Below are 25,596 nucleotides of genomic sequence, written 5' to 3'. Positions count from 1 at the left end.
GGCACCCTCGGTCAAGGCATTTCGCGCCGGAGGGGTTCTCTGGTCATCAGGCCAGGGCGCGTTGGATGAGGATCTTCTGTACGTCCGAGGTGCCTTCGTAGATCTGGCACACGCGCACGTCGCGCCAGATGCGCTCGACCGGGAAGTCGCTCACGTAGCCGTAGCCACCGTGCACCTGGATAGCGTCGCTGCACACGCGTTCGGCCATCTCGCTGGCGAACAGCTTGGCCATGGCCGCCTCCTTCAGGCAGGGGCGCCCGGCGTCGCGCAGCGCGGCCGCGTGGAGCACCATGGCGCGCGCCACCTCGATCTGCGTCGCCATCTCGGCCAGGCGGAAACCCACCGCCTGGTGGTTGAAGATGGGCTGGCCGAAGCTCTCGCGCTGCTTGGCGTAGGCCAGCGCGCAGTCGAAGGCGCTGCGCGCCATGCCGACGCTCTGCGCCGCGATGCCGATGCGCCCGCCCTCCAGCGCCGACAGCGCGATCTTGTAGCCCTCGCCCTCCGCGCCGATGAGGTTGTCGGCCGGGATGCGGCAGTTCTCGAAGTTGATCTGCGCCGTGTCGCTGCTGTGCTGGCCCACCTTGTCTTCCAGCCGCGCCACCACATAGCCCGGTGTGTCGGTGGGCACCACGAAGGCGCTCATGCCACGCTTGCCCGCGGCCTTGTCGGTCACGGCGATCACGATGGCGAGCTGGCCGTTCTTGCCGCTGGTGATGAACTGCTTGACACCGTTGAGCACGTAGTCGCCGCCCTGCTTCACCGCGGTGGTACGCAAGGCCGAGGCGTCCGAGCCCACGTGCGGCTCGGTGAGGCAGAACACGCCCAGCATCTGGCCGGCGGCCAGCGGACGCAGCCAGCGCTCCTGCTGCCGGGCGCTGCCGTAGCGCATGAGGATGGCGTTGACGGGACAGTTGGTGACGCTGATGGCCGTGCTGGTGCCGCCGTCGCCGGCGGCGATTTCCTCCAGCACCACGGCCAGGCTCACGTAGTCCAGGCCGGCACCGCCCAACGATTCGGGCACGCAGATGCCGTAGGCGCCGAGTTCGGCGAGGCCGCGGTGCACGTCGGCCGGGAAGTGGTGCTCCTTGTCCCACTTCGCGGCGTGGGGCCAGAGCTCGGCCTGGGCGAAGGCGCGCACCGCCTCGCGGACGGCTTCCTGGTCGGGGGTCAGCAGCATGTCATTCCTTCTCGGGACTCTGTTCCTGGACCAGCTGCGCGAGGTAGCGCGCGCGCATGGCCTCCTGGGTTTCGGTGGGCGCGGCGAGCCCCATCTGGTCGCTGATCATCTGGTTCATGGTCGGCAACGCGTGGCGCGCGGGCCAGCCCGCCGGCTCCCACAAGCGCGAGCGCATGAAGGCCTTGGCGCAATGCAGGTAGACCTCGCGCGCCGCGACTTCGATCACCAGCTTGGGCCGCTGGCGCTCCTGGGCGAAGCGGTCCACGAACTCGGGCTCGTCGCGCAGGCGCGCGCGGCCGTTGATGCGCAGCGTCTCTTCCACGCCGGGCACCAGGAAGATCAGCGACAGGCGCGGGTCGGCGATCAGGTTCTCCAGCGTGTCGAGCCGGTTGTTGCCGCCCGAGTCGGGCAGCAGCAGGGTGTGCTCGTCGAGCACCTTCACGAAGCCGGCCTCGCCGCCACGCGGCGAGGCGTCGAGCAGGCGGCCGTTGGCGCCGCCGCTGGCGAGCATGCAGAAGGGCGACAGCGCGATGAAGCGGCGGGCGTGCGCGTCGATGCGCGACAGCTGCTTGCGGCGCGCGCGCTCGCCCGGGGCGGCGTAGAGGCCGCGCAACTGTTCGAGGGTCTGGATCATGGAAAGCCCCTGGCTCACCAGCCGTCGAACGGCCGGCCGTCGTGGTCGATGAAGCGGCCGCCCTCGCGGGGCGTGAGGCGCGCGAGGGTGCGGCGCATGTCCGCCACGCTGCGCTCGGGCGAGAGCGGGGCCGAGGCCCCGCCCATGTCGGTCTGCACCCAGCCGGGCGAGATGGCGACGAGGATGGCCTCGGGGTAGTCGTGCTGGGCCGAGGCCACCGCCATGTTCAGCGCGGCCTTGCTCGCGCGGTAGACCCAGCCGCGGCTGTCGGCCACGCCCGCGATCTGCGCCATGGCGCTGGACAGGAAGGCGAAGCGCCCGCGCGCGGCCTCCACCAGCGGGGCCACCTGCGGGATCACCTGCATGGCGCCCAGCAGGTTGGCGTGCATGGCGTGGTCGAAGGCCTCGCGCGTGGGCGGCGTCCGTGCGCTGCCCTGCGGGAACACGCCCGCCACGTACAGGGCCACGTCGATCTTCTCGCCCTCGAGCTGCCAGGCCAGGCCGCTCACGCTGGTGGGCTCGGCCACGTCCACGCGCAGGGCCTCGGCACCGAGTTCGCGCAGGCGCGCCAGGCCGGCGTCGTCGCGCGCGGTGGCGATCACGCGCTCACCGGCCTCGCGGTACTGGCCCACGAATTCGAGGCCGATGCCACGCGAGGCGCCGATGACCAGAACGGTGGCCATGCGGGTCAGAGGGGAAGCGACCCAGGGACACCCCGGAACCGGCGTTGCCGGGCCGTCGGTGCCGCCCCCCCGAGGGGGTCGCGCGAAGCGCGGCGGGGGTGGTTCACAGCAGCTCGATGGCCATCGCCGTGGCTTCGCCGCCGCCGATGCACAGCGTGGCCACGCCGCGCTTGCCGCCGCGCGCCTGCAGCGCGTGGATCAGGGTGACCAGGATGCGCGCGCCGCTGGCGCCGATGGGGTGGCCCAGGGCGCAGGCGCCGCCGTTGACGTTGAGCTTGTCGTGCGAGACCTTGAGCTCGGCCATCAGGGCCATGGGCACCACGGCGAAGGCTTCGTTCACTTCCCACAGGTCGACATCCCCCACCTTCCAGCCGGTGGCGGCCAGCAGCTTCTGCGTGGCGCGGACGGGCGCGGTGGTGAACCAGTTGGGCTCCTGCGCGTGCGTGGCGTGGCCGACGATGCGGGCGATGGGCTTGGCGCCCAGGCGCTGCGCGGTGGAGGCCTTGGCCAGCACCAGCGCGGCGGCGCCGTCGTTGATGGAGGAGCTGGAGGCGGCGGTGATGGTGCCGTCCTTCTTGAACGCCGGCTTGAGCGCGGGGATCTTGTCGAGCTTGATCTTGCCCGGGCCTTCGTCGATGGAGACCACGCGCTCGCCGCTGCGGTCCTTCACGGTGACGGCGGCGATCTCTTTGGCGAAGGCACCGCTCTCGGTGGCGGCCTTGGCGCGCGACACCGAGGCGGTGGCGAAGGCGTCCTGCTGCTCGCGCGTGAAGGCGTACTTGGCGGCGCAGTCCTCGCCGAAGGTGCCCATGCTGCGGCCGGGTTCGTAGGCGTCTTCCAGGCCGTCGAGCATCATGTGGTCGAAGATGCGGTCGTGGCCCATGCGGTAGCCGCCGCGGCCCTTGAGCATGAGGTAGGGCGCGTTGGTCATGCTTTCCATGCCACCGGACACCATGAGCTGGGCGCTGCCGGCCATCAGCATGTCGTGCGCCAGCATGGTGGCCTTCATGCCGGAGCCGCACATCTTGGACAGCGTGACCGCGCCGGTGGACAGCGGCAGCCCGCCCTTGAGCGCGGCCTGGCGCGCGGGCGCCTGGCCCTGGCCGGCCATCAGGCAGTTGCCGAACAGCAGCTCGTCGACGCCCTTGGGGTCGACGCCGCTGCGTTCGATGGCGGCCTTGATGGCGACGCCGCCGAGGTCGTGCGCGGCCAGCGGCGAGAAGTCGCCCTGGAAGGCGCCCATCGGCGTGCGCGCGGCGCCGAGGATAACGATGGGATCGGACATGGTGTACTCCTTGGTTCGAAAGATCGGTCGAAAACGGTGGCGGCGCGCGGGTGGCGGAACTCAGCCGCGCGAGCGGTCCTTCACGCCGGCCACGGCCTGGCGGTGCACCGCCTCCAGGTCGGCGTTGCCGCGCACGGTCATGCGCAGGTCCTGCACCAGGCCGTCCTTGAGGCCGTAGACCCAGCCGTGCAGGGCCACGGCCTGGCCGCGCTCCCAGGCGTCCTGCAGCACCGTGGTCTGCGCGACGTTGACCACCTGCTCGATGGCATTGAGTTCGCACAGCGCGTCGTGGCGGTGCGCCTCGGGCAGCGCGGACAACAGCGTCGCATGCTTGTCGCGCACGTCCTTGATATGGCGCAACCAGTTGTCCGCCAGCCCCACGCGGGTGTCGCGCAGCGCGGCCTGCACGCCGCCGCAGCCGTAGTGGCCCACCACCATGAGGTGCTCGACCTTGAGCACGTCCACCGCGAACTGGACGGTGGACAGGCAGTTCAGGTCGGTCGGCACCACCACGTTGGCCACGTTGCGGTGCACGAAGACCTCGCCCGGGTCCAGGCCGGTGATTTGGTTGGCGGGCACGCGGCTGTCGGAACAGCCGATCCACATGTAGCGTGGGCTCTGCTGCTGCGAGAGCTTGGTGAAGAAGCCGGGGCGTTCGGCCTCGATCTGGGCCGCCCAGCGCCGGTTGTGATCCAGCAGGTGTTGAAGGTCGTCGCTCATGGAAGGATTGTGCTGCCTGCCGCCCGCCGGGCGGCTTACATGGTTTCGGCGAAGAGTTCGCGGCCGATGAGCATGCGGCGGATTTCGCTGGTGCCGGCGCCGATCTCGTAGAGCTTGGCGTCGCGCCACAGGCGGCCCAGGGGGTACTCGTTGATGTAGCCGTTGCCGCCGAAGATCTGCACGCCTTCGCCGGCCATCCAGGTGGCCTTCTCGGCCGTCCACAGAATGACGGAGGCGCAGTCCTTGCGCACGCGGCGCACGTGCTCGCTGCCCAGCGTGTCCAGGTTCTTGGCCACCGTGTAGGCGAAGCTGCGCGCGGCCTGCAGCACGGTGTACATGTCGGCCACCTTGCCCTGGATGAGCTGGAACTCGCCGATGCTCTGGCCGAACTGCTTGCGGTCGTGGATGTAGGGCACCACGTTGTCCATCACCGCCTGCATGATGCCCAGCGGCCCGCCGGTGAGCACGGCGCGCTCGTAGTCCAGCCCGCTCATGAGCACCTTGGCGCCGTTGTTGAGGCCGCCCAGGATGTTCTCCGCCGGCACCTCCACGTTCTGGAACACCAGCTCGCCGGTGTGGCTGCCGCGCATGCCCAGCTTGTCGAGCTTTTGCGCGATGGAGAAGCCCTTCATGCCCTTCTCGATGAGGAAGGCCGTGACGCCGCGCGCGCCCAGCTCGGGCTCGCTCTTGGCGTAGACCACCAGGGTGTCGGCGTCGGGGCCGTTGGTGATCCACATCTTGCTGCCGTTGAGCAGGTAGTAGCCGCCCTTGTCCTCGGCCTTGAGCTTCATGCTGATGACGTCGGAGCCCGCGCCGGGCTCGCTCATGGCCAGCGCGCCCACGTGCTCGCCGCTGATGAGCTTGGGCAGGTACTTTTGGCGCTGCGCGTCGTTGCCGTTGCGCTTGATCTGGTTGACGCACAGGTTGGAATGCGCGCCGTAGGACAGGCCCACCGAGGCGCTGGCGCGGCTGATCTCTTCCATGGCGACCATGTGCGCGAGGTAGCCCATGTTGGCGCCGCCGTAGGTGTCGGGCACGGTGATGCCCAGCACGCCGAGCTCGCCCATCTTGCGCCACAGGTCCATGGGGAACTGGTCGCTGCGGTCGATCTCGGCCGCGCGCGGCGCGATCTCGGCCTGCGCGAAGTCGCGCACGGCGTCGCGCAGGGCGTCGATGTCCTCGCCAAGCTGGAAGTCGAGGCCGGGCAGTTGGGTCATGGCAAGTCTCCTGTGGGTGTTGGTGTGGGAGGTGTCAGCCGCGCACCTTGTCGCGGCCCAGAACGGTCATGAGGGTGCAGCCCATGGTGGCCACGAGCTTCTCCCGGCCCTCGTGCAGGGCATAGGCCTGGCCTTCGGCCACGGTGACGGTGCGCCCGGGCTTGATGACCGTGCCGACCATGCGGAAGGACTCGCCCTGCGCGGGCGCGAGCAGGTTGATCTTGAACTCGATGGTGAGCACGGCGGCGTCGGCCGGCATGAGCGAAAACCCCGCGTAGCCGCAGGCCGAGTCGAGCGCCGTGGACACCATGCCCGCGTGCAGGAAGCCGTGCTGCTGCGTGAGGCGCGCGGCCCATGGCAAGGTGATGACCACGCGCCCCGGCGCCACCTCGGCCAGCGAGGCGCCCAGGGTGTCCATGGCGGCCTGGCGCGCGAAGCTTTCGCGCACACGCGCTTCGTAGTTCGGGTCCTGGGCCTGGAAGGGGGTGCTCATCGGTGCGGGGCCGCGCGGCCCGGGGGATGGGAGAGCCCCGATTCTAGGTTGACGTTTACGTAAACGTCAAACCAGCGGTCGACCGGGCCGCCGGCGGCTCAGGCGCCCTTGCGCTCGATCTTGGTGAGCAGGGCGCGCGCCTCCTTTTCGTGCGCCTTGACCTCGTCGAGGTTGGCCACCAGGTCGGCCATCTGCTCCTCGAGCTGGCGGCGGTGCTCGGCCAGCACGGCGAGGAACTTGCGCAGCTGCGGCCCGGTGTCGCGCGGGCTGTCGTACATGTCGATGATGTCCTTGGCCTCGGTGAGCGACAGGCCCAGGCGCTTGGCGCGCAGCGTGAGTTTCAGGCGGGTGCGGTCGCGCGCGCTGTAGACGCGGTTGCGCCCGCCCGGGCCTTCGCGCAGCGGCTGCAGCAGGCCCACGTCTTCGTAGAAGCGGATGGCGCGGGTCGTCAGGTCGAACTCTCGCGCCAGATCGCTGATGGTGTAGGTCGGGTTGGTGGCCATGTGCCGGGCGGGTGTCGGGTGGCGGACAGAGGAGGGAACGGTGGCTCCGTAGAATGCCCTTTTCTTGACGTTTACGTCAACGTCAAGGCGCGCGCATCTTACTGAAATCATTCCCCCACGCCATGAGTCTCACCCGCGATCAGCTCGAAGCCCGGCTGCACTACCCCCTGGGCACCACCCTGCCCGAGCCTGGCCGCGCCCTGGTGGTGGCACCAGGGGTGAAGTGGATTCGCATGACGCTGCCCTTCGCGCTCGACCACATCAACCTCTGGCTGCTGCGCGACACCCTGGACGGCCGCGAGGGCTGGACGGTGGTGGACTGCTGCATCGCCCGCGAGGAGGCCAAGGCGCAGTGGGAGCAGGTGTTCGCCAACGAGCTGGACGGCCTGCCCGTGCTGCGCGTGATCGTGACGCACATGCACCCGGACCACATCGGCCTGGCGCACTGGCTGTGCGAGAAGTGGGACTGCCGTTTGTGGATCAGCGCCACCGACCACGCGATGGCGCGCCTGGGCACCCAGACCACCACCGGCTTCGGCGGCGACGCGGCGGCGGCCTACTTCGCCAGCCACGGCCTCACGGACCCCCAGAGCGTGGCCAAGGTGCGGGCGCGCGCCGGCTACTACCCGAACCTGGTGCCGTCCGTGCCCGCGCAGTCGCGCCGCCTGCTCGACGGCCTGGCGGTGCGCATCGGCGAGCACGACTGGCGCTGCATCAGCGGCTACGGCCACGCGCCCGAGCACATGGCCCTGTGGAGCGAGTCCCTGGGCGTGCTGATCAGCGGCGACATGATCCTGCCGCGCATCTCCACCAACGTGAGCGTGTATGAGCAGGAGCCCGAGGCCGACTCGCTCCAGCGCTTCCTCGACTCCATCGACAAGTTCCTGCCGCTGCCCGAGCACACGCTGGTGCTGCCCTCGCACGGGCGGCCCTTCACCGGCCTGCATGAGCGCATCGCGCAACTGCACGCGCACCACGACGAGCGCCTGGCCGAGGTGGTGGCGGCCTGCCGCGAAAAGCCCCTGAGCGCCTTCGACGCGCTGCCCGTGCTGTTCCAGCGCCAACTGGACCTGCACCAAACCACCTTCGCCATGGGCGAAGCGGTGGCGCACCTGAACCGGCTGTGGCACGCGGGCACGCTGGCGCGCACCCGCGGCGCCGACGGCGTCTGGCGCTTCAGCCCTCGGTGAAGGGCAGCGCCGCGTCCTTGAGCGCGCGGCGGCGCTCGGCGTGATCGGGCATCACGCTGGCGACCACGTCCCAGAAGCGTGGGCTGTGGTCCATGTGGTGCAGGTGGCTGAGTTCGTGCACCACCACGTAGTCGATGGCGTCCATGGACAGGTGGATGAGCCGCCAGTTGAGGCGGATGCGTCCGTCGGCGCTGGCGCTGCCCCAGCGCGTGTCGGCGTTGGACAGGCTCAGCCGGGTCCATTGCACGCCCAGGCGCGGCGCGAAGTGATCCAGGCGCTGCGTGAACACGGTGCGCGCGTGGCGCATCAGCCAGGCCTGCGCGGCGTCGCGGATCTGCGCCTCGCTCGCGTGGCGCGGCAGGCCGACGCGCAACACGCGCGCGGCCGCATCGAAAGCGCCGCCGCGGCCCGAGAAGCCGTGCGCCGGATCGAGTGCCAGGCGCACCGGCTCGCCCAGCAGCGGCAGCTCGGCGCCGTCGGCCCAGCGGATGCGCGAGCTGGCCTGGCGCTCGGCGCGCTCGCGCGCCTCGGCCAGCTTGTCGAGCACCCAGCCGGCCTTTTCCTGCAGCACGGCCTCCACATCGCCCAGCGTGCTCCAGCGCGGGGCGCGCACGCTCAGGCCCTCGGTGCCCACGCTCAGGCCGATGGTGCGGCGCTTGCCGCGCAGGAATTCGTAGCCCACCTCGGCCCCGCGCAGGCGCACCAGGCGGTTGGCGCGCGGGTGGTGCCAGGTGCCGGGCTGGAAGACCTCGGCCAGCGGCAGCGCGTGGTCGGTACCGACCGGGGCGGCCGGGGCCGATGGGGCCGATGGGGCCGGCGCGGCGCGCGGCGGCTCGGGCTCGGCGGGGCCGAACAGATCGAACGCCAGCTGCACGAAGCCCTTCATGGCTTCTATCGATAGGCCTCGGGGTCGAGCCGGCGCATCTCGCCTTCGATCCAGGCCTCGACCTCGCGCATGAGCTCGTCGGCCTCGCGGCCCTGGCTGGGGATGGGCTTGCCGATGGAAAAGTCCACCACGCCGGGCCGCTTGATGAAGGCCTTGCGCGGCCAGCACTTGGCCGAGGTCACGGCGATGGGGATGACCGGCGCGCCGGTGGCCACGGCCAGGCGCGTGCCGCCGGTCTTGTAGCTGCCCTTCTGGCCGCGCGGGATGCGCGTGCCCTCGGGGAACATGATCACCCAGGTGCCCTGGTCGAGCAGGCGCTGGCCCTGCTCGACCACCTTGTTGAAGGCCTGGGTGCGCTTGCTGCGGTCGATGTGGATCATGTCCAGCCGGCCCATGGCCCAGCCGAAGAAGGGCACGTAGAGCAGCTCCTTCTTGAACACGTAGGCCAGCGGGTGCGGCATCAGCGTGGGCATGGCGAAGGTTTCCCAGGTGGACTGGTGCTTGAGCAGCAGCACGGCCGGCGCGGTGCTGCCCACGGGCAGGTTCTCCAGGCCCGTGACGCGGTTGCGGATGCCCAGGATCAGCGTGCCGCTGTGCACCGCCACGCGCAGCCAGTTCGCGCACATCCAGTACAGCGTGGTGCTGCTCACGAAGGGCGAGACGATCACCACCGCCAGCCCCCAGGGGATCACGGTGATCACCATCACCAGCAAATGCAACACGGAGCGCAGGAAGTGGATGGCGATCATGCTCGGGGGTCAGGCGGTCGGCTTGGAAGGGGGTGGGACCTGGGCCAGCAGCCAGTCGGCAAAGGCGCTGAGGTCGGCGTGGACCTGGGTGGCGGGCGGCAGGCCGGCGATGGTGGCGCCGGGCTGGCCGCCCAGCGTGGCCGACTGGCCGGTGAGCAGCAGGTGCGTGGCGCAACCGGCGGCGGCGCCAGCCTGCACGTGGCGCAGCGAGTTACCGGCGGCCACCACCTCGGCCAGGGGCACGCCGAAACGCGCGCCGATCTGTTGGAACAGGCCGGGCGCGGGCTTGCGGCAACCGCAGGCGTCTTCGGGCGCGTGCGGGCAGATGAAGATGGCCTCCACCCGCGCGCCGGCGGCGGCCAGCAGGCGGTGCATCTTGAGGTGGATGGCGTTGAGCGAGGCCATGTCGAACAGGCCGCGGCCGATGCCCGACTGGTTGGTGGCCAGCACCACGCGCCAGCCGCCGTGGTTGAGCCGCGCCACCGCCTCGAGCGCGCCCGGCAAAGGCTCCCATTCGTCCGGCGACGCCACCTTGTCGTCGCGGCCGCGGTTGAGCGTGCCGTCGCGGTCGAGGATGAGAAGCTTCATGATCCCTTCCCATGCAGGGCGTCCGCGTGGCGCCGGCGGGCCCAGGCTTCGATGCTGCCGACCGGGTACTGGGTGCCATCGAGTTGGCGGATGCGTTCGATGAGGACGTTCACATCCAGATGGCCTTGCTCGAACAAGGCCCGCAGGAACTCGGCGTCCTTCTCGCGCCCGGCCACGCATTTGGACACGGCCAGATCGTGCAAATCGGGGCAGATGGCCGTGATGTCGCCGAAGTAGTGGAAGACCGCGCGGTCCATCCAGTCGGCCGGCATCACGGCCGTGTCCGGGCTGACCCCATCGGCGTGGTAGCCGAACTCATCATGGAACGGCGAGAGCGCGCCAAGCGCACCATCGATCAGATCGGCCTTGTCGGGAGCAACAGCGGGATACAGGTCGATCTCTTCGGACAAGGTCAACCGTCCCTCGGGCTGCTCCAGCAGCAACAGCACCGCTTGACTACCGACCAGCACGAAGCTCTTCTCGCCGGAAATCTCGGCGGCAGCGCGCAGCACATGGGCGAGCTGGGTCCGTTTCATTGCGCCATGGCTTCCCGGCGAAGGCGCTGCCGCTCTTCGTCCGGCAGCACGAAGCCGAGCGGGGACATACCCCGCAAGGTCGCCGCGTGATCGCCGTCGGCGCAAACCGCCTGGGTCAGCCGCGACACGTCCCGCGCGAGCAGCAGTTGCCGCCACTCCTCGCGGTAAGGCGTCGATCCATTCGACAAACCCGAGGCTTCCCAACGGTCCAGCACGGCCAGCGCGCGATCGATCAGCTCGGGCGACCGGGCCACCCGTTGCAAAGCCTCCCGGTGGAAAGCCAGGGTGAAGCGCTCAATCTGACGCGGGGTGGGCATGGCGCAATGGTAGTGGCGTCCGGTGATCTCAGGCCAGCCGGGACAGGTCGGCCACGCGGTTCATCGCGCGGTGCAATTGTTGCAGCAGGGCCAGGCGGTTGGCCTTGAGCGCGGGCTCGTCGGCATTGACCATGACACCGTCGAAGAAGGCGTCGACCGGCTCGCGCAGCGCGGCCAGGGCCTGCAGGCTGGCGGTGAAGTCGCCGGCCTCGAACTGAGCGTCGGCGCCGGGCACGGTGGCCTGCATGGCGTCGAACAGGGCTTTCTCGGCGGGCTCCTTCAGCAGGCCAGCGTTGACCGACTCGCCCACGCCCTCGGACTTCTTGAGGATGTTGCCGATGCGCTTGTTGGCGGCCGCCAGGGCCGGGGCCTCGGGCAGCGCGGCGAAGGCGCGCACGGCCGCCAGGCGCTTGCTCACGTCGGCCAGGCGCGCGGGGCGCAGCGCGAGCACGGCGTCGATCTCCTGCGCGCTGTAGCCCTGCTCGCGCAGGCTGCCGGCGAGGCGGTCGCAGATGAAGTCGGTGAGCGCGGTCACGTCCGCCGAGCGGTCACGGTGGATCTTGTCGCCGAACGGGTCGCCCGCGTTGTGCAGCAACCAGGGCAGCTCCAGATCGGGCGCCTGCTCGATCAGCATGCGCACCACGCCCAGCGCGTGCCGGCGCAGCGCGAACGGGTCCTTGTCGCCGGTGGGCAGGTTGCCGATGCCGAACATGCCGACCAGGGTTTCCAGCTTGTCGGCCAGGGCCACCACCGTGCCCACGGCGTTGCGCGGCAGCGCGTCGCCCGCGAAGCGCGGTTTGTAGTGGTCCTCGATGGCGAAGGCGATGTCCTCGCTCAGGCCGTCGTGGCGCGCGTAGTAGCCGCCCATGATGCCCTGCAGCTCGGGGAACTCGCCCACCATGTCGGTCAGCAGGTCGGTCTTGGCCAGGCGCGCGGCGGTGTCGGCCTGCTGGGCGAGCACCTCGCCACCGAGCCGTTGGCCAATGGCCTTGGCGATGGCGCGCACGCGCTCCACGCGCTCGCCCTGCGTGCCGAGCTGGTTGTGGTAGACCACCTTGCCCAGGCCCTCGACGCGCGATTCCAGCGTCTTCTTGCGGTCCTGGTCGAAGAAGAACTTGGCGTCGGCCAGGCGCGGGCGCACCACGCGCTCGTTGCCGCCGATGACCGCGCTGGCGTCGGCCGGGCGGATGTTGCTGACCACCAGGAACTGGTTCGTGAGCCGGCCTTGCGCGTCGAGCAGGGGGAAGTACTTCTGGTTGGCCTTCATCGTGAGGATGAGGCACTCCTGCGGCACGTCGAGGAACTGCTTCTCGAATTCGCAGATGAGCACGTTCGGGCGCTCGACCAGCGCGGTCACCTCGTCGAGCAGGGCCTCGTCCTCGATCGGGCGGCAGCCGCCGCCCACGCGCGCGGCGGCCTCGGCGAGCTGGCGCGCGATGTCGGCACGGCGCTCGGCGAAGGAGGCGATGACGGCGCCGTCCTGGGCGAGCGTGTCGGCGTAGGCATCGGCGTGGGCGATGGGCACGGGATCGACGCGGGCCTCGAAGCGGTGGCCGTGCGTGGCATTGCCGGCCTTCAGGCCCAGCGCCTTCACGGGCACCACCTCGGCCCCGTGCAGTGCCACCAGACCGTGCGCGGGGCGCACGAACTGCACGCTGTCCCAGCCCGGCAGGGCGCAGCCGGACTCGAGCTGGTAGGTCATGACCTTGGGAATGGGCAGTTGCGCGATGGCCTCGTCGAGCGCCTTCTGCAGGCCCGCGGCGAGATCGGCGCCGGGCGCCACGCTGTCGAAGAACAGGGCCTCGGCCTTGCCGTCCATGGCGCGGCGCAGGCCGGCCACGGCCGACGCGTCGGCGCCCAGGCCGGCCAGGCGCTTGAGCAGCGCCGGCGTGGGCTGGCCGCTGGCGTCCAGGCCCACCGAGACCGGCATGAGCTTTTGCGAGACGGGCTTGTCGGCGGCGCGCGCGAGCACGCCCGTGAGGTGCGCGGCCAGGCGGCGCGGCGAGGCGAAGGGCGTCACGGTGGCGTCGGCCGGCGCCAGGCCCTGCGCCTTGAGGCCTTGGGCCAGGCCGGTGGCGAAGGCCTCGCCGAGCTTCTTCAGCGCCTTCGGCGGCAGTTCCTCGACAAACAGTTCGACGAGCAGGTTCTGTGCGGACATCGTTGTTCTTCTCTTCCCGGCTCAGGCGGCCTTTTTCTCGATCTGCGCCACCCACTCGCGCGGCGCCATGGGGAAGCCCAGGCGCTCGCGGCTCTCGTAGTAGCTCTGGGCCACGCTGCGCGCGAGGTTGCGGATGCGGCCGATGTAGGCGGCGCGTTCGGTCACGCTGATCGCGCCGCGCGCGTCCAGCAGGTTGAAGCTGTGCGCGCACTTGAGCACCTGCTCGTAGGCCGGCAGCGCGAGCCGCTCGGCCATCAGGTGCTTGGCCTGCTTTTCGTGCGCGGCGAAGGCGGTGAACAGGAAATCGGCGTCGCTGTGCTCGAAGTTGTAGGTGGACTGCTCCACCTCGTTCTGCTTGTAGACGTCGCCGTAGCTCAGGCCCTCGGTCCAGGTGAGGTTGTAGACGTTGTCCACGCCCTGCAGGTACATGGCCAGGCGCTCCAGGCCGTAGGTGATCTCGCCGGTGGCGGGCCGGCAGTCGATGCCGCCGACCTGCTGGAAGTAGGTGAACTGCGTCACCTCCATGCCGTTGAGCCAGACCTCCCAGCCCAGGCCCCAGGCGCCCAGCGTGGGGTTCTCCCAGTCGTCCTCGACGAAGCGGATGTCGTTCTTCTTCAGGTCGAAGCCCAGGGCTTCAAGCGAGCCCAGGTAGAGCTCCAGGATGTTGGCCGGCGCCGGCTTGAGCACCACCTGGTATTGGTAGTAGTGCTGCAGGCGGTTGGGGTTCTCGCCGTAGCGGCCGTCCTTGGGGCGGCGGCTGGGCTGCACGTAGGCGGCCTTCCAGGGTTCGGGGCCGATGGCCCGCAGGAAGGTGGCGGTGTGGCTGGTGCCGGCGCCCACCTCCATGTCGTAGGGCTGCAGCAGCGCGCAGCCCTGGTTGGCCCAGTACGTCTGCAGCGTGAGGATGATTTGCTGGAAGGTCAACATGCGCGTGAGGCCCGCGCGTGGGCGGGCCGGCGGAAAGGGAGAGGTCTTGTTGGGGGGTGCGCGGTGCGCCGCCCAGGCGGGCCACCGGCGGAATGCGCGATTTTACGGGCCGGGGGTCGGTCCGGCCGGGCTCAGCGCCGCCGCGTGCGGCCGCCCCGGCGGCCCAGGTGGCGCAGCGAGGCGATGACCAGCAGCAGCGCGCCGCAGACCACCCACAGCGGCATCAGGCCCCAGCGCGCGGCCCATTGCGCGTAGGGCGTGAGGCCGCTGCGACCCTCCACCGTGGCCTCCAGCCGGCCGCGCTCCAGGCGCGGCAGCAGCTGTGTGACCACGCCGCGGTGGTCGATGGCGGCGGTGGCGCCGGTGTTGGTGGCGCGCAGCATCGGCCGGCCGAACTCCAGCGCGCGCAGGCGCGAAATCTGCAGGTGCTGGTCGATGGCGATGGAGTCGCCGAACCAGGCGATATTGCTGAGGTTCACCAGCACGGTGGGCGCGCCTTCGGCGGTGGCGAAGCCGGCGGCGATCTCCTCGCCGAACAGGTCCTCGTAGCAGATGTTGGGTGCGATGCGCTGGCCCGCCCAGGTCCAGGGCGCCTGGGGCAGCGCGCCGCGCGCGAAGTCGCCCAGGGGGATGTTCATCATCTGCGTGAACCAGCGGAAGAAGGGTGGGATGAACTCGCCGAAGGGCACCAGGTGGTGCTTGTCGTAGCGGTGCACCTCGGGCGACTGGGCGTTGGCCAGGGCACGGCGCGCGGCGGCGGGGGTGAAACCCCAGGTGGAATTGGTGTAGCCGGTCTCCAGGCTGCCCAGGGGCAGGCCGGTGAGCACGGCGGCGGCCTGCGGGCCGGTCTGCGCGGCGATGGGCTGCAGCAGCGGCTGCCAGAAGGCGGCGCCCAGCTGCTCGGGCAGCAGGGGCACGGCGGTTTCCGGCGCCACGATGAGCTGGGGCCCGTCGGCGCGCGCGCTGGCGGCCGCGATGCCCTCGCGCATCTGGCGCGGGTACCACTCCAGCGCCTGGGCCACGCCGGTGCCAGGCACGAACTTCTGGTCCTGCGGAATGTTGCCCTGCAGCAGCCAGACGCGCAGCGGACCGGTGCCGGCCGTCTCGGTCTGGCCCAGGCCGCGCCAGCGCTCGCCGCCTCCCAGGCAGCTGATGACCAGCAGCAGCACCACCAGCCAGGCCAGGGCGCCGCGCGCCACGGTGAACGGCGACCAGTGGCGCGCCTGCACGCGGGCGGTGGGCGGCGTGGACACGTAGACGCCACCGGCGTTGCGCACGGGCACGGGCCGCACGGGCTGGCGCATCCAGGCCAGGGCGGCGTGCACCGCCCAGGTGAGGACCGAGGCCAGCACATAGGCCAGGATGGCCGCGATGAAGCCCATGCCGTAGACCCCGACCAGCGGCGCCCAGGGCGCCATCAGGTCGACCTGGGCGTAACCGCCCGCGCCCCAGGGAAAGCCGGTGAAGAGCTGGCCGCGCGCAAGCTCGGCCAACGTCCAGGCGGCGGCGAACATCAGCGCCTGTGCGCTGCGCGCCAGCGGCGCCCAGGCGCAGAGGAAGCCCACGGCCAGGGCGTAGTACAGCGCCAGCGCGCCGGCCAGCGCCAGCACGGCCAGGGCGGCCAGCCAGGCCGGCAAGCCGCCATAGGTGTTCATGGAGATGAACAGCCACCAGAAGCTGCCGGCCAGCCAGGCGGTGGCGAACAGCCAGCCGCGCCACATGGCCTGCCCCACGCGCGTGGCGAACTGCAGCGCAAGCACCAGCAGGGCCAGCGACACGATCTGCAGCCCGCCGCTGGGCTGCCCCGGCACCAGGCCCGGCGGCACCCAGGCCGCCGCGGGCCAGGCGATGGCGGCGGCCTGGCCCAGGCCCCCCAGCAGACAGACCCAGAAGAACAGGAAACCCGCCAGCCGCGAACCGCGCCCGGGCGGGCGGCGCGTCATGGGGTGGAAGCTCGAGGGGGTGTGGAGCGATCCGAAAAGGCTGCGCATGGGCCGTGGGTTGGGGGAAGGGGGTCAGGGCTCGGCGGGCACCGGCGCCACCTTGAACCACTTCACGGCACCGCCCTTGGCGTGCAGCACGGTGAAGCGCAGGCCCTCGATCTCGTGCGCCTCGCCGCGCTTGGGCACGTGGCCCATGGTGTGCGCGATCAGGCCGCCGATGGTGTCGAAGTCCTCGTCGGAGAGGTGGAGCTCGAAGGCCTCGTTGATGCGTTCGATCGGGGTGTCGCCACTGACGCGCCAGGTGCTGTCGGCCAGCGCGAAGACGTCGCCAGCGTCCTCGTCGACGTCGAACTCGTCCTCGATCTCGCCGACGATTTCCTCCAGCACGTCCTCGATGGTGATGAGGCCGGCGACGCGGCCGAACTCGTCGATGACGATGGCCAGGTGGTTGCGGTTGCCGCGGAACTCGCGCAGCAGGTCGTTCAGGCCCTTGCTCTCGGGCACGAAGGTGGCCGGGCGCAGCAGGGCGCGGATGTTGAGCGAAGGCGCGCGCTGCAGCTTGAGCAGGTCCTTGGCGAGCAGGATGCCGATGATGTTCTCGCGCTCGCCCTCGTAGACCGGAAAGCGCGAGTGCGCGGTGTCGATCACCAGGTGCAGCAGCTCGTCGTAGGGCGCGTCGATGGCGATCATGTCCATGCGCGGCGCGGCCACCATGACGTCGCCGGCGGTCATGTCGGCGATGCGGATCACGCCTTCGAGCATCACGCGGGATTCGGCGTTGATGATGTCGTTGTCCTCGGCCTCGGCGAGGGTCTCGATCAGCTCGTCCTTGGAGTCCGGCCCGGGGTTGATGAACTCGACAAGCTTCTGCAGGAATCCGCGTTTGTCGGGGGGCCGCAGGCCGCGCTGCGGCCCGCTACTGGGGGGGTGGTCGGCCACTGGGGGAGACGGTGGTTGTAACAACGGGCGAGGATACCCCATGGGTTTGAAGGGACAAACCCCTGGCGCGCCGGTGGCGCACCCGGTCCGGCCGCTCAGCCGCGCGCGCGGTCGCGGGCGTCGCGCACGCCTTGGCGGATCTCCTGCAGCAGGCGGATCACGCCCCAGAACTGCTTGGCCTGGGCCTTGAGGTGGTAGTCGGTCACGGCCACCTGGTCGCTGAGCAGTTCGCTCACGCGCGAGTCGAAGTCGGCCGGCGGCAGGCGCAGGTGGGCCTCGGTCTCGGAGCCGGCGCGCTCCAGCACCGCGCCGGCGTTGCGCGCGATCTTGAGCATGGCCGTGTTCTCGGACAGGGCGTGGATGAAGAGCTGGGAGACGCCCTCGTTGCGCGCGTGCGTGACGGCGCGCTCGAACAGCCGGCTGCCGTAGCCCTTGCCGCGTGAGGCCTTGGCCACCGAGACGCCGAACTCGGCGCAACTGCGCAGCTGCGGGTCGACCGAGAAGGCCAGGTGGGCCATGGCGATGAGGTGCAGGCGGCGGTTGAAGATGCCGAAGACCGCGTCGCGGTCGAAGTCCAGGCGCTCGGCGTAGCGGCCGATCTGCTCGTCGGTGGCGGCGTAGCCGAAGCGCAGGTAGCGGTCGGAGGCGTCGAGCGAGAGCAGGTGCCGCACGATCTCGGCGCGGTGGCCGCTGTCGAGCGCGCGGATGGGCACCGTGCCGCTGTCGGTTCGGTCGTCGCGGGGCGGGGCGGGGTCGCGGGTCGCCATGGGGTGTGCCGGCTGGGGAAAGCGCCCAAGTCTGGCCGCAAGCACCGCCACGCGCAAGCGGTCCGGCGCGACGCCCGCTCAGAGCGGCAGCGCGGTGGTGCTCTTGACGCGGTCCATCACAAAGCTGGTCTTGCAGTCCTGCACGCTGGGGTGCTTAAGCAGCGTGTCCATCATGAAGCGCGAGTAGGCGGCCATGTCGGCCACCACGAGGCGCAGCTGGTAGTCCATGTCGCCGGTGAGCGCCACGCACTCCACCACCTCGGGCCAGGCCATCACGCTGGCGCGGAACTCGTCCATGGGGTTGCGCTTGTTGCCCTCGGCGTGCTTTTCCAGGCGCACGCTCACGTGGGCCGTGAGGCCCAGGCCCACGGCCTCGGGCCGCAGCAGGGCCACGTAGCGCGCGATCACGCCCGACTCTTCCAGGCGGCGCACCCGGCGCAGCACCGCGCTGGCCGACAAGCCCACGGTCTCGGCGACCTGGTCGTAGGTGGCGCGTCCATCGGCCTGCAGGCTGCGCAGGATGGCGCGATCGAGCTTGTCCAAGGCTTCCATCGCCGGCATTGTGCAGAAATCCTGCGTGATGGACAAATGGCGCGCCCACAAACGCCGGAATCGTGACACCCTGCGCCGATACAGTGGCCCATCCCCCAGACCCCACGAAGGAGACCGCCATGAACGCCGCCCTGCCCGCTTCCGCCACCGCCTTTCAGGGCTGGGACAACCCCATGGGCACCGACGGGTTCGAGTTCATCGAGTACGCCGCGCCCGACCCCGTGGCCATGGGCGCGCTGTTCGAGCGCATGGGCTTCAAGGCGATCGCCAAGCACCGCCACAAGGCCGTGACCCTGTACCGCCAGGGCGAGATCAACTTCATCATCAACGCCGAGCCCGACAGCTTCGCGCAGCGCTTCGCGCGCCAACACGGGCCCAGCGTCTGCGCCATCGCCTTTCGCGTGAAGGACGCCAAGGCCGCCCACGAGCGCGCCATCTCCCTGGGCGCTTGGGGCTACGCGGGGCAGGCCGGCCCGGGCGAGTTGAACATCCCCGCCATCAAGGGCATCGGCGACTCCATCATCTATTTCATCGACCGCTGGCGCGGCAAGAACGGCGCCAAGGACGGCGAGATCGGCAACATTGGTTTCTACGACGTCGACTTCGAGCCCTTGCCTGGCGCCGAGCTCGCCCCGGTGGGCCACGGCCTCACCTACATCGACCACCTCACGCACAACGTGCACCGCGGCCGCATGGCCGAGTGGGCCGACTTCTACGAGCGCCTGTTCAACTTCCGCGAGGTGCGCTACTTCGACATCGAAGGCCAGGCCACCGGCGTCAAGAGCAAGGCCATGACCAGCCCCTGCGGCAAGATCCGCATCCCGATCAACGAAGAGGGCAACGAAAAGTCGGGCCAGATCCAGGAGTACCTGGACCGCTACCACGGCGAGGGCATCCAGCACATCGCCATGGGCTCGACCAATTTGTACGACACGGTCGACGCGCTGCAGATGGCGGGCGTGAAGCTGCTGACCACCAGCGAGACCTACTACGAGCTGCTGCCCAAGCGCATCCCGAATCTGGCCGAGGACATCGAGGCCCTGAAGCAACGCAACATCCTGGTGGACGGCGCGCCCGGCGAACTGCTGCTGCAGATCTTCAGCGAGAACCAGCTCGGCCCCATCTTCTTCGAGTTCATTCAGCGCAAGGGCAACCAGGGCTTCGGCGAAGGCAACTTCAAGGCCCTGTTCGAGACCATGGAGCTCGACCAGATGCGCCGCGGCGTGCTGCAGAAAACCTGAGCATCCGGCGGAAAACACCATGGCCGTCGAACCCGTCGTCTACGGCGCCAGCGAGCGCCCCCCGCGCGGGGACTATTCGCGCGCCCGCGACGACTACACCTGCCCTCAGAACTGGTCGGCCTACACCGAGGCCGACCACGACACCTACCGCCGGCTCTACGAGCGCCAGAGCGCCCTCTTGCCCGGCCTGGCCGCGCAGGCCTTTGTGGACGCCCTGCCCGCCCTCGGCGTGCGCGACCGCATCCCGCGCTTCGACGAGATCAACGAGCGCCTGCGCCCGGCCACCGGTTGGGAAATCGTGGCCGTGCCCGGGCTGATCCCCGAGCGCCCCTTCTTCGACCTGCTGGCCCACCGCCGCTTCCCGGTGACCGACTGGATCCGCACGCCGCAGGAATTCGACTACATCGTCGAGCCCGATGTCTTCCACGACCTGTTCGGCCACGTGCCCCTGCTGTTCAACCCGGTGTTCGCCGACTACGTGCAACGCTACGGCCAGGGCGGGCTGAAGGCGCACGACCTCGGCGCGGGCGAGCTGCTCTCGCGCCTGTACTGGTACACCATCGAATTCGGGCTGATCCGCGAGCCCCAGGGCCTGCGCGCCTATGGCGCCGGCATCCTCAGCTCGTCTGGCGAACTGCGCCACAGCGTCACCAGCCCGCGCGCGCGGCGCATCGCGCTCGACCTGGTGCGCTGCATGCGCACCCGCTACAAGATCGACGACTACCAGGCCACCTACTTCGTCATCGACAGCTTCGAGCAGCTCTTCGACATGACAGCGCCCGACTTCACGCCGATCTACGACACCGTGCGCTCGCTCGGCGAACTGCCGGCCGACGCCAGCATCGACAGCGACTCGCCCATCACCCTTGGCTGAAACGCCAGGTCCACATGCGCCGCGCCCGGCACCAGCCGGTTGTCGGCGCCGGGCAGCGTGGCGGTGGGTGCCGGGAACACGATGTTGTCGGTATCCGCGTACCAGCACACGAAGCCGGCGTAGGGCAACTCGCCGCGCTGCGCGCGCTCGCGCTCGGCGAGCTGGACCAGCCAGTCCCCGTCCACGCGCATCTGGCGGCCATTGACGACGCGGCTGAAACGGCTGATCCAGGTCCCGCGGTGCGGGCTGCCGATGGTGACCACCCTGGCCACGCGCGCCGCATTGCGCGGATCGGCCACCAGCCAGGCGCGGGCCGCGAGGCCGCCCATGCTGTGGCACACCAGGGTCGGCCGGTCCGGGCCCAGCCGCTCGGCGCGCCGAACGGCCCCCTCCACCAGCGGCACATAGTCGTCGATCGAGCCGAACACCGGCTCCAGGTTGATCGTCGCGTAGGCCAGGCCACGTTCGCGCAAGGCGCGCAGCCAGGGCAGCCAGAAGCCCCGGTTGCACACGAAGCCATGGATCAGCACCACCGCCCCACCGCGGCCCGGCATCGGTGCCGGGGTATCCGGCAGGAGACGCCAGCGAAAGGGTTGGCGCCAGGCGAACACCCGGGGGGCCACCAGCACCTCGCGCCACCAGGCGCGCACCCAGGCGGTCCAGGGCGTGACTGCGCCGCAGCCCTGGCGGCGGGTGTCCTCGCGGTTCACCCAGGCCGCCAGCGCGCATTCGACGCCCAAGACCAGGGCGTGCCCGAACAGCACGGTCGCCGCCAGCAGCAGCGCCCCGGTCGGGTGCCCGCGCCACCACAGGCCCACCGCCAACAGCAGCAATAGGCCTGCGCCGCACACCAGCAAACGCTGCAGGTCGGCCAGGGCCGAGCGGGCGGTAGGATGTGGTGTCGGCTCTCGCATGCACCGACTATCTCACGCCAACAGCATTCATCGCCGCCGATCACGCCAGGTCTCACCTGCACATGAGCTTCAACACGGCTTTCGCCGACCAGATCCGCGCCCACCTGCACAGCGTGGCCGCGCTCCGCCAGGGTGCCCTGGGCTCGCCCGCCCATGCCGCCGCGGTGCGCACCGTGAAACGGCTGCAGGCCCGGCGCTTCCGCGCCAGCTACGCCGACCTCGCCACCGATCCGCGTACCCAGCCGGCGGTGCGCTTCTTTCTGGAGGAGCTGTACGGTGAACACGACTTCTCTCGCCGCGACGAGCAGTTCGGGCGCATCGCCGGCGCGCTCGAACGCCTGTTCCCTGCCGCCGTCGCCCAACTGGCGGTCGACCTGACCGAAATTCACGCGCTCACCGAGCGGCTGGACGATGCCCTCGCCGGGCACTGGCTGGGCCAGGCCGAAGGCACGCCCATCGCCGAGCGCTACACCCTGGCCTGGCGAGCCTGCGGCGCCCGCGGCGAGCGCGAGCGCCAGTTGGCCGTGGTCCAGCACATGGGCCAGGAGCTACAGCGGCTGACCCGCATGCGCTCACTGCGGCTGGGCCTTCGCATGATGCGCAAACCCGCAGAAGCGGCCGGCCTGGACGCCCTGCAGCACTTTCTCGAGTCCGGCTTCGATGCCTTTGCCGCGCTCGGCGACGCCTCCGCCTTCCTGCACACCATCGCCGAGCGAGAAGCCGGCTGGATCGACTGCCTGTTCGACGCGCCGCTGGCCGAGGCCTGTCGCCGACTCGACGCCGAGTGGTCACGCGCACCGGCATAGGGTGCCGGTCCGACCCACAATCGCCCATGCCCCACGCACCCGCCCTCGCCCACGCCATGCCCAGAGAGCCCTTGGCGGCGCTGGGGATCCAGGTGCTGGAGCGGGGATGGCTGTCGGCCAACAGCGTGGTCGTGCGCACCGAGGCCGGTGGCCTGGTGGTGGACACAGGCTACGCCAGCCACGCCGAGCAGACCGTGGCCCTCATCCGACAGGCCCTTGGCGATCAACCACTGGAACGGGTGGTGAACACCCACTTGCACAGCGACCATTGCGGCGGCAATGCCGCGCTGCTGGACGCTTGGCCCGGTGCCCGGGTCGCCATCCCGCCCGGACAGGCCTTAGCGGTTCGCCATTGGGACCCCGTCGCCTTGACCTACGTGCCCACCGGCCAGTTCTGCCCGCGCTTTGACTACGCCGAGCTGTTGCACCCGGGCGGGCATCTGCGCACCGGTGCCCTGCGATGGGAGGTGCGCTCAGCCCCAGGCCACGACCCTCACGCCATCCTGCTGCACGAGCCCGAATATGGCGTCCTGATTTCCGGCGATGCTTTGTGGGGCAATGGCTTCGGTGTTGTCTTTCCGGAGCTGGACGGCGTCGATGCGTTTGATGAGGTCGGCGCCACCCTGGACCTGATCGAGTCGCTCGCTCCCTCGACCGTGATCCCTGGCCATGGCCCCGTCTTCCAGGGCGAGCAGGTCGGTATCGCCCTTGCCCGGGCCCGCAGCCGCCTGGACCAATTCCAGCGCGATCCCGCCAAGCACCGATCGCACGCACTCAAAGTGCTGGTGAAATTCAAGATGCTGGAATGGCAACGCGTTGAACTGGCCCAACTGCAAAGCTGGTTTGCCGCGTCGGACTACTTCCTCCGCATTGCGCGAATGGACCACCCGGGAACGCCATCGGAGGTGCTTGACACGCTGCTGGGCGATTTGGTTCGGGTACAAGCGCTCGCCATCGACGGCGCTTGGGTTTGCAATTGTTGACCGCCTCCTGCGACAACCCATAACAAGGTCGGCGGTATTGGACACAAAACTTTTGGATACCCCAAAAAGACAAACCCCCAACCGATTGGTTGGGGGTTTGGTTGTAAGAGCCTGACGATGACCTACTTTCACACGGGAATCCGCACTATCATCGGCGCAAAGGCGTTTCACTGTCCTGTTCGGGATGGGAAGGAGTGGGGCCACCTTGCTATGGTCGTCAGGCATAACGGGTTGCTTGGCTGCTGATTGGTTCAGCCAAGCGGATTCATAGAGTCGTGATCCCGCGCATGTTACGGCGGATCGATCAGCGTTTCATTTGATTGCGACAACGATTGGCATATCGTTGCATTTGCTGTTGATGTGAGACATCAAAGTTATAGGGTCAAGCCGCACGGGCAATTAGTACTGGTTAGCTTAACGCATTGCTGCGCTTCCACACCCAGCCTATCAACGTCGTGGTCTACGACGACCCTTCAGGGGGCTCAAGGCCCCGGCAGATCTCATCTTGGAACGAGTTTCCCGCTTAGATGCTTTCAGCGGTTATCTCTTCCGCACTTAGCTACCCGGCAATGCCACTGGCGTGACAACCGGTACACCAGAGGTGCGTCCACTCCGGTCCTCTCGTACTAGGAGCAGGCTTCCTCAAATCTGCAGCGCCCACGGAAGATAGGGACCAAACTGTCTCACGACGTTTTAAACCCAGCTCACGTACCTCTTTAAATGGCGAACAGCCATACCCTTGGGACCGGCTACAGCCCCAGGATGAGATGAGCCGACATCGAGGTGCCAAACACCGCCGTCGATATGAACTCTTGGGCGGTATCAGCCTGTTATCCCCAGAGTACCTTTTATCCGTTGAGCGATGGCCCTTCCATACAGAACCACCGGATCACTATGTCCTGCTTTCGCATCTGCTCGACTTGTCAGTCTCGCAGTTAAGCACGCTTATGCCATTGCACTATTAGCACGATGTCCGACCGTACCTAGCGTACCTTCGAACTCCTCCGTTACGCTTTGGGAGGAGACCGCCCCAGTCAAACTGCCTACCATGCACTGTCCCCGATCCAGATAATGGACCTAGGTTAGAACCTCAAACACACCAGGGTGGTATTTCAACGTTGGCTCCACCCGATCTAGCGACCGGGCTTCAAAGCCTCCCACCTATCCTACACAGATCTGTTCAAAGTCCAATACAAAGCTACAGTAAAGGTTCATGGGGTCTTTCCGTCTTTCCGCGGGGAGATTGCATCATCACAAACATTTCAACTTCGCTGAGTCTCGGGAGGAGACAGTGTGGCCATCGTTACGCCATTCGTGCAGGTCGGAACTTACCCGACAAGGAATTTCGCTACCTTAGGACCGTTATAGTTACGGCCGCCGTTTACTGGGACTTCGATCAAGAGCTTGCACCCCATCAATTAATCTTCCAGCACCGGGCAGGCGTCACACCCTATACGTCCACTTTCGTGTTTGCAGAGTGCTGTGTTTTTAATAAACAGTCGCAGCCACCTATTTTTTGCAACCCGTTCGTGCTTCGTTGTTCACTACACACTACTAGGGCACACCTTCTTCCGAAGTTACGGTGTCAATTTGCCGAGTTCCTTCTCCCGAGTTCTCTCAAGCGCCTTAGAATACTCATCTCGCGCACCAGTGTCGGTTTGCGGTACGGTCGATCACAAGCTGAAGCTTAGTGGCTTTTCCTGGGACCTCGTTCAGTTACTTCGCGAGCAAGCTCGCTCGATCGGCAGCCTCGGTATATGCGCGCCGGATTTGCCTGACGCACGCCTACTTCTGCCTAAACCGGGACATCCAACACCCGGATAACCTATTAAGATCCGTCCCCACATCGCACTTGTGATCGGTGCAGGAATATTGACCTGCTTGCCATCAGCTACGCATCTCTGCCTCGCCTTAGGGGCCGACTCACCCTACGCCGATGAACGTTGCGTAGGAAACCTTGCGCTTACGGCGAGCGGGCTTTTCACCCGCTTTAACGCTACTCATGTCAGCATTCGCACTTCTGATACCTCCAGCAGCCTTTACAAGCCACCTTCACAGGCTTACAGAACGCTCTCCTACCACTCGCCATTGCTGGCGAATCCGCAGCTTCGGTAACTGGCTTGAGCCCCGTTACATCTTCCGCGCAGGACGACTCGATCAGTGAGCTATTACGCTTTCTTTAAATGATGGCTGCTTCTAAGCCAACATCCTGACTGTTTTAGCCTTCCCACTTCGTTTCCCACTTAGCCAATTTTAGGGACCTTAGCTGGCGGTCTGGGTTGTTTCCCTCTTGAGTCCGGACGTTAGCACCCGGTGCTCTGTCTCCCAAGCTGTACTCATCGGTATTCGGAGTTTGCCTTGGTTTGGTAAGTCGCCATGACCCCCTAGCCAAAACAGTGCTCTACCCCCGACGGTAATACTTGAGGCACTACCTAAATAGTTTTCGGAGAGAACCAGCTATTTCCAGGTTTGTTTAGCCTTTCACCCCTATCCACAGCTCATCCGCTAGTTTTG

General features: G+C 68.4%; 25 protein-coding genes and 2 rRNA genes (1 of these 27 running past the window's edge). 5 read left to right on the top strand and 22 right to left on the bottom strand.

What is annotated here, in order from left to right; genetic code table 11:
• Positions 1-46 precede the first annotated feature (46 nt).
• The 8 genes from JNX00_RS02825 to JNX00_RS02790 all read right to left on the bottom strand — a co-directional run bounded on the left by JNX00_RS02825 (position 47) and on the right by JNX00_RS02790 (position 6,712).
• Complete coding sequence (locus JNX00_RS02825; RefSeq protein ID WP_204744018.1) at positions 47-1,177, bottom strand: acyl-CoA dehydrogenase family protein; 1,131 nt, start codon at positions 1,175-1,177, stop codon at positions 47-49.
• 1 nt (position 1,178) lies between these two features.
• A complete protein-coding gene (locus JNX00_RS02820; RefSeq protein WP_204744017.1) occupies positions 1,179-1,811 on the bottom strand; it encodes a pyridoxamine 5'-phosphate oxidase family protein in 633 nt (210 codons plus the stop codon).
• Positions 1,812-1,825: 14 nt separating this feature from the next.
• Positions 1,826-2,494 carry an SDR family oxidoreductase gene (locus JNX00_RS02815; protein ID WP_204744016.1) on the bottom strand — a complete coding sequence of 223 codons (669 nt, stop codon included), beginning with the start codon at positions 2,492-2,494 and terminating at the stop codon, positions 1,826-1,828.
• 103 nt (positions 2,495-2,597) lie between these two features.
• Positions 2,598-3,779, bottom strand: coding sequence for an acetyl-CoA C-acyltransferase (locus JNX00_RS02810; RefSeq protein WP_204744015.1), 1,182 nt, complete (start codon positions 3,777-3,779; stop codon positions 2,598-2,600).
• Between the two features lie 60 nt (positions 3,780-3,839).
• Complete coding sequence (can, locus tag JNX00_RS02805; protein ID WP_070400435.1) at positions 3,840-4,499, bottom strand: carbonate dehydratase; 660 nt, start codon at positions 4,497-4,499, stop codon at positions 3,840-3,842.
• Positions 4,500-4,534: 35 nt separating this feature from the next.
• Complete coding sequence (locus tag JNX00_RS02800; protein ID WP_070400436.1) at positions 4,535-5,716, bottom strand: isovaleryl-CoA dehydrogenase; 1,182 nt, start codon at positions 5,714-5,716, stop codon at positions 4,535-4,537.
• A gap of 34 nt (positions 5,717-5,750) precedes the next feature.
• Positions 5,751-6,209 (bottom strand): PaaI family thioesterase, encoded by a 459-nt coding sequence (locus JNX00_RS02795; RefSeq protein ID WP_070400437.1) that lies wholly within the window; start codon positions 6,207-6,209, stop codon positions 5,751-5,753.
• Between the two features lie 98 nt (positions 6,210-6,307).
• Complete coding sequence (locus JNX00_RS02790) at positions 6,308-6,712, bottom strand: MerR family DNA-binding transcriptional regulator (RefSeq protein WP_204744014.1); 405 nt, start codon at positions 6,710-6,712, stop codon at positions 6,308-6,310.
• A gap of 122 nt (positions 6,713-6,834) precedes the next feature.
• Here JNX00_RS02790 and JNX00_RS02785 point away from each other — a divergent pair, with 122 nt between their 5' ends.
• Positions 6,835-7,902, top strand: coding sequence for an MBL fold metallo-hydrolase (locus JNX00_RS02785; RefSeq protein WP_204744013.1), 1,068 nt, complete (start codon positions 6,835-6,837; stop codon positions 7,900-7,902).
• Here the strand turns inward: JNX00_RS02785 and JNX00_RS02780 are convergent.
• The 11 genes from JNX00_RS02780 to JNX00_RS02735 all read right to left on the bottom strand — a co-directional run bounded on the left by JNX00_RS02780 (position 7,889) and on the right by JNX00_RS02735 (position 18,264).
• Positions 7,889-8,788: a SprT family zinc-dependent metalloprotease gene (locus JNX00_RS02780; RefSeq protein WP_204744012.1), complete on the bottom strand. Its 900-nt coding sequence runs from the start codon at positions 8,786-8,788 to the stop codon at positions 7,889-7,891. The genes JNX00_RS02785 and JNX00_RS02780 overlap by 14 nt on opposite strands.
• A 5-nt stretch (positions 8,789-8,793) precedes the next feature.
• Positions 8,794-9,528: a lysophospholipid acyltransferase family protein gene (locus JNX00_RS02775; RefSeq protein ID WP_070400511.1), complete on the bottom strand. Its 735-nt coding sequence runs from the start codon at positions 9,526-9,528 to the stop codon at positions 8,794-8,796.
• 18 nt (positions 9,529-9,546) lie between these two features.
• Positions 9,547-10,125 (bottom strand): D-glycero-beta-D-manno-heptose 1,7-bisphosphate 7-phosphatase, encoded by a 579-nt coding sequence (gene gmhB, locus JNX00_RS02770; RefSeq protein ID WP_070400441.1) that lies wholly within the window; start codon positions 10,123-10,125, stop codon positions 9,547-9,549.
• Entirely contained in the window at positions 10,122-10,661 is a 540-nt protein-coding gene (locus JNX00_RS22310; RefSeq protein ID WP_070400442.1) for a DUF6036 family nucleotidyltransferase, read from the bottom strand. The genes gmhB and JNX00_RS22310 overlap by 4 nt, the downstream gene beginning before the upstream one ends.
• Positions 10,658-10,978 (bottom strand): hypothetical protein, encoded by a 321-nt coding sequence (locus JNX00_RS02765; protein ID WP_070400443.1) that lies wholly within the window; start codon positions 10,976-10,978, stop codon positions 10,658-10,660. The genes JNX00_RS22310 and JNX00_RS02765 overlap by 4 nt, the downstream gene beginning before the upstream one ends.
• 28 nt (positions 10,979-11,006) lie before the next feature.
• The gene (gene glyS, locus JNX00_RS02760) at positions 11,007-13,136 is read right to left on the bottom strand and encodes a glycine--tRNA ligase subunit beta (protein WP_204744011.1); all 2,130 of its coding nucleotides are present in this window, start codon (positions 13,134-13,136) and stop codon (positions 11,007-11,009) included.
• 21 nt (positions 13,137-13,157) lie between these two features.
• Complete coding sequence (gene glyQ / locus JNX00_RS02755) at positions 13,158-14,063, bottom strand: glycine--tRNA ligase subunit alpha (protein WP_070400512.1); 906 nt, start codon at positions 14,061-14,063, stop codon at positions 13,158-13,160.
• Positions 14,064-14,194: 131 nt separating this feature from the next.
• The gene (gene lnt, locus JNX00_RS02750; RefSeq protein WP_204744010.1) at positions 14,195-16,006 is read right to left on the bottom strand and encodes an apolipoprotein N-acyltransferase; all 1,812 of its coding nucleotides are present in this window, start codon (positions 16,004-16,006) and stop codon (positions 14,195-14,197) included.
• Positions 16,007-16,078: 72 nt separating this feature from the next.
• Positions 16,079-16,945 carry a transporter associated domain-containing protein gene (locus JNX00_RS02745; protein ID WP_175442878.1) on the bottom strand — a complete coding sequence of 289 codons (867 nt, stop codon included), beginning with the start codon at positions 16,943-16,945 and terminating at the stop codon, positions 16,079-16,081.
• Positions 16,946-17,040: 95 nt separating this feature from the next.
• Positions 17,041-17,712, bottom strand: coding sequence for a GNAT family protein (locus tag JNX00_RS02740; protein WP_070400446.1), 672 nt, complete (start codon positions 17,710-17,712; stop codon positions 17,041-17,043).
• Positions 17,713-17,790: 78 nt separating this feature from the next.
• On the bottom strand, positions 17,791-18,264 hold the full coding sequence (locus JNX00_RS02735; protein WP_070400514.1) for an Lrp/AsnC family transcriptional regulator: 474 nt from the start codon (positions 18,262-18,264) through the stop codon (positions 17,791-17,793).
• Between the two features lie 119 nt (positions 18,265-18,383).
• Here JNX00_RS02735 and hppD point away from each other — a divergent pair, with 119 nt between their 5' ends.
• Complete coding sequence (hppD, locus tag JNX00_RS02730) at positions 18,384-19,505, top strand: 4-hydroxyphenylpyruvate dioxygenase (protein ID WP_204744009.1); 1,122 nt, start codon at positions 18,384-18,386, stop codon at positions 19,503-19,505.
• 19 nt (positions 19,506-19,524) lie between these two features.
• Positions 19,525-20,379, top strand: a complete 855-nt coding sequence (gene phhA, locus JNX00_RS02725) for a phenylalanine 4-monooxygenase (RefSeq protein WP_204744008.1) — start codon at positions 19,525-19,527, stop codon at positions 20,377-20,379.
• Here phhA and JNX00_RS02720 read toward each other — a convergent pair.
• Positions 20,301-21,293, bottom strand: coding sequence for an alpha/beta fold hydrolase (locus tag JNX00_RS02720; protein WP_204744007.1), 993 nt, complete (start codon positions 21,291-21,293; stop codon positions 20,301-20,303). The genes phhA and JNX00_RS02720 overlap by 79 nt on opposite strands.
• 62 nt (positions 21,294-21,355) lie before the next feature.
• On the opposite strand from JNX00_RS02720, the gene JNX00_RS02715 reads away from it, so the two are divergent.
• Together JNX00_RS02715 and JNX00_RS02710 are read left to right on the top strand one after the other, a co-directional pair.
• Positions 21,356-22,099, top strand: a complete 744-nt coding sequence (locus JNX00_RS02715; RefSeq protein ID WP_239478246.1) for a hypothetical protein — start codon at positions 21,356-21,358, stop codon at positions 22,097-22,099.
• 56 nt (positions 22,100-22,155) lie between these two features.
• Positions 22,156-23,082, top strand: a complete 927-nt coding sequence (locus JNX00_RS02710; RefSeq protein ID WP_204744006.1) for an MBL fold metallo-hydrolase — start codon at positions 22,156-22,158, stop codon at positions 23,080-23,082.
• Positions 23,083-23,191: 109 nt separating this feature from the next.
• Here the strand turns inward: JNX00_RS02710 and rrf are convergent.
• Positions 23,192-23,304 (bottom strand): 5S ribosomal RNA (gene rrf / locus JNX00_RS02705).
• Positions 23,305-23,460: 156 nt separating this feature from the next.
• Positions 23,461-25,596, bottom strand: a 23S ribosomal RNA gene (locus tag JNX00_RS02700); it runs 738 nt beyond the window's last position.

Origin of the sequence: Hydrogenophaga sp. YM1 (assembly GCF_016903055.1) — a bacterium.
GTDB lineage: Bacteria > Pseudomonadota > Gammaproteobacteria > Burkholderiales > Burkholderiaceae_C > Hydrogenophaga > Hydrogenophaga borbori.
Note: the sequence above shows the minus strand (reverse complement) of the source record. Positions and strands in the feature narration are given on the sequence as shown.

Coding starts and splice junctions, on each gene's coding strand:
- JNX00_RS02825 (WP_204744018.1), bottom strand. CDS start 1,177: ATGCTGCTGACCCCCGACCAGGAAGCCGTCCGCGAGGCGGTGCGCGCC.
- JNX00_RS02820 (WP_204744017.1), bottom strand. CDS start 1,811: ATGATCCAGACCCTCGAACAGTTGCGCGGCCTCTACGCCGCCCCGGGC.
- JNX00_RS02815 (WP_204744016.1), bottom strand. CDS start 2,494: ATGGCCACCGTTCTGGTCATCGGCGCCTCGCGTGGCATCGGCCTCGAA.
- JNX00_RS02810 (WP_204744015.1), bottom strand. CDS start 3,779: ATGTCCGATCCCATCGTTATCCTCGGCGCCGCGCGCACGCCGATGGGC.
- can (WP_070400435.1), bottom strand. CDS start 4,499: ATGAGCGACGACCTTCAACACCTGCTGGATCACAACCGGCGCTGGGCG.
- JNX00_RS02800 (WP_070400436.1), bottom strand. CDS start 5,716: ATGACCCAACTGCCCGGCCTCGACTTCCAGCTTGGCGAGGACATCGAC.
- JNX00_RS02795 (WP_070400437.1), bottom strand. CDS start 6,209: ATGAGCACCCCCTTCCAGGCCCAGGACCCGAACTACGAAGCGCGTGTG.
- JNX00_RS02790 (WP_204744014.1), bottom strand. CDS start 6,712: ATGGCCACCAACCCGACCTACACCATCAGCGATCTGGCGCGAGAGTTC.
- JNX00_RS02785 (WP_204744013.1), top strand. CDS start 6,835: ATGAGTCTCACCCGCGATCAGCTCGAAGCCCGGCTGCACTACCCCCTG.
- JNX00_RS02780 (WP_204744012.1), bottom strand. CDS start 8,788: ATGAAGGGCTTCGTGCAGCTGGCGTTCGATCTGTTCGGCCCCGCCGAG.
- gmhB (WP_070400441.1), bottom strand. CDS start 10,125: ATGAAGCTTCTCATCCTCGACCGCGACGGCACGCTCAACCGCGGCCGC.
- JNX00_RS22310 (WP_070400442.1), bottom strand. CDS start 10,661: ATGAAACGGACCCAGCTCGCCCATGTGCTGCGCGCTGCCGCCGAGATT.
- JNX00_RS02765 (WP_070400443.1), bottom strand. CDS start 10,978: ATGCCCACCCCGCGTCAGATTGAGCGCTTCACCCTGGCTTTCCACCGG.
- glyS (WP_204744011.1), bottom strand. CDS start 13,136: ATGTCCGCACAGAACCTGCTCGTCGAACTGTTTGTCGAGGAACTGCCG.
- glyQ (WP_070400512.1), bottom strand. CDS start 14,063: ATGTTGACCTTCCAGCAAATCATCCTCACGCTGCAGACGTACTGGGCC.
- lnt (WP_204744010.1), bottom strand. CDS start 16,006: ATGACGCGCCGCCCGCCCGGGCGCGGTTCGCGGCTGGCGGGTTTCCTG.
- JNX00_RS02740 (WP_070400446.1), bottom strand. CDS start 17,712: ATGGCGACCCGCGACCCCGCCCCGCCCCGCGACGACCGAACCGACAGC.
- JNX00_RS02735 (WP_070400514.1), bottom strand. CDS start 18,264: ATGGAAGCCTTGGACAAGCTCGATCGCGCCATCCTGCGCAGCCTGCAG.
- hppD (WP_204744009.1), top strand. CDS start 18,384: ATGAACGCCGCCCTGCCCGCTTCCGCCACCGCCTTTCAGGGCTGGGAC.
- phhA (WP_204744008.1), top strand. CDS start 19,525: ATGGCCGTCGAACCCGTCGTCTACGGCGCCAGCGAGCGCCCCCCGCGC.
- JNX00_RS02720 (WP_204744007.1), bottom strand. CDS start 21,293: ATGCGAGAGCCGACACCACATCCTACCGCCCGCTCGGCCCTGGCCGAC.
- JNX00_RS02715 (WP_239478246.1), top strand. CDS start 21,356: ATGAGCTTCAACACGGCTTTCGCCGACCAGATCCGCGCCCACCTGCAC.
- JNX00_RS02710 (WP_204744006.1), top strand. CDS start 22,156: ATGCCCAGAGAGCCCTTGGCGGCGCTGGGGATCCAGGTGCTGGAGCGG.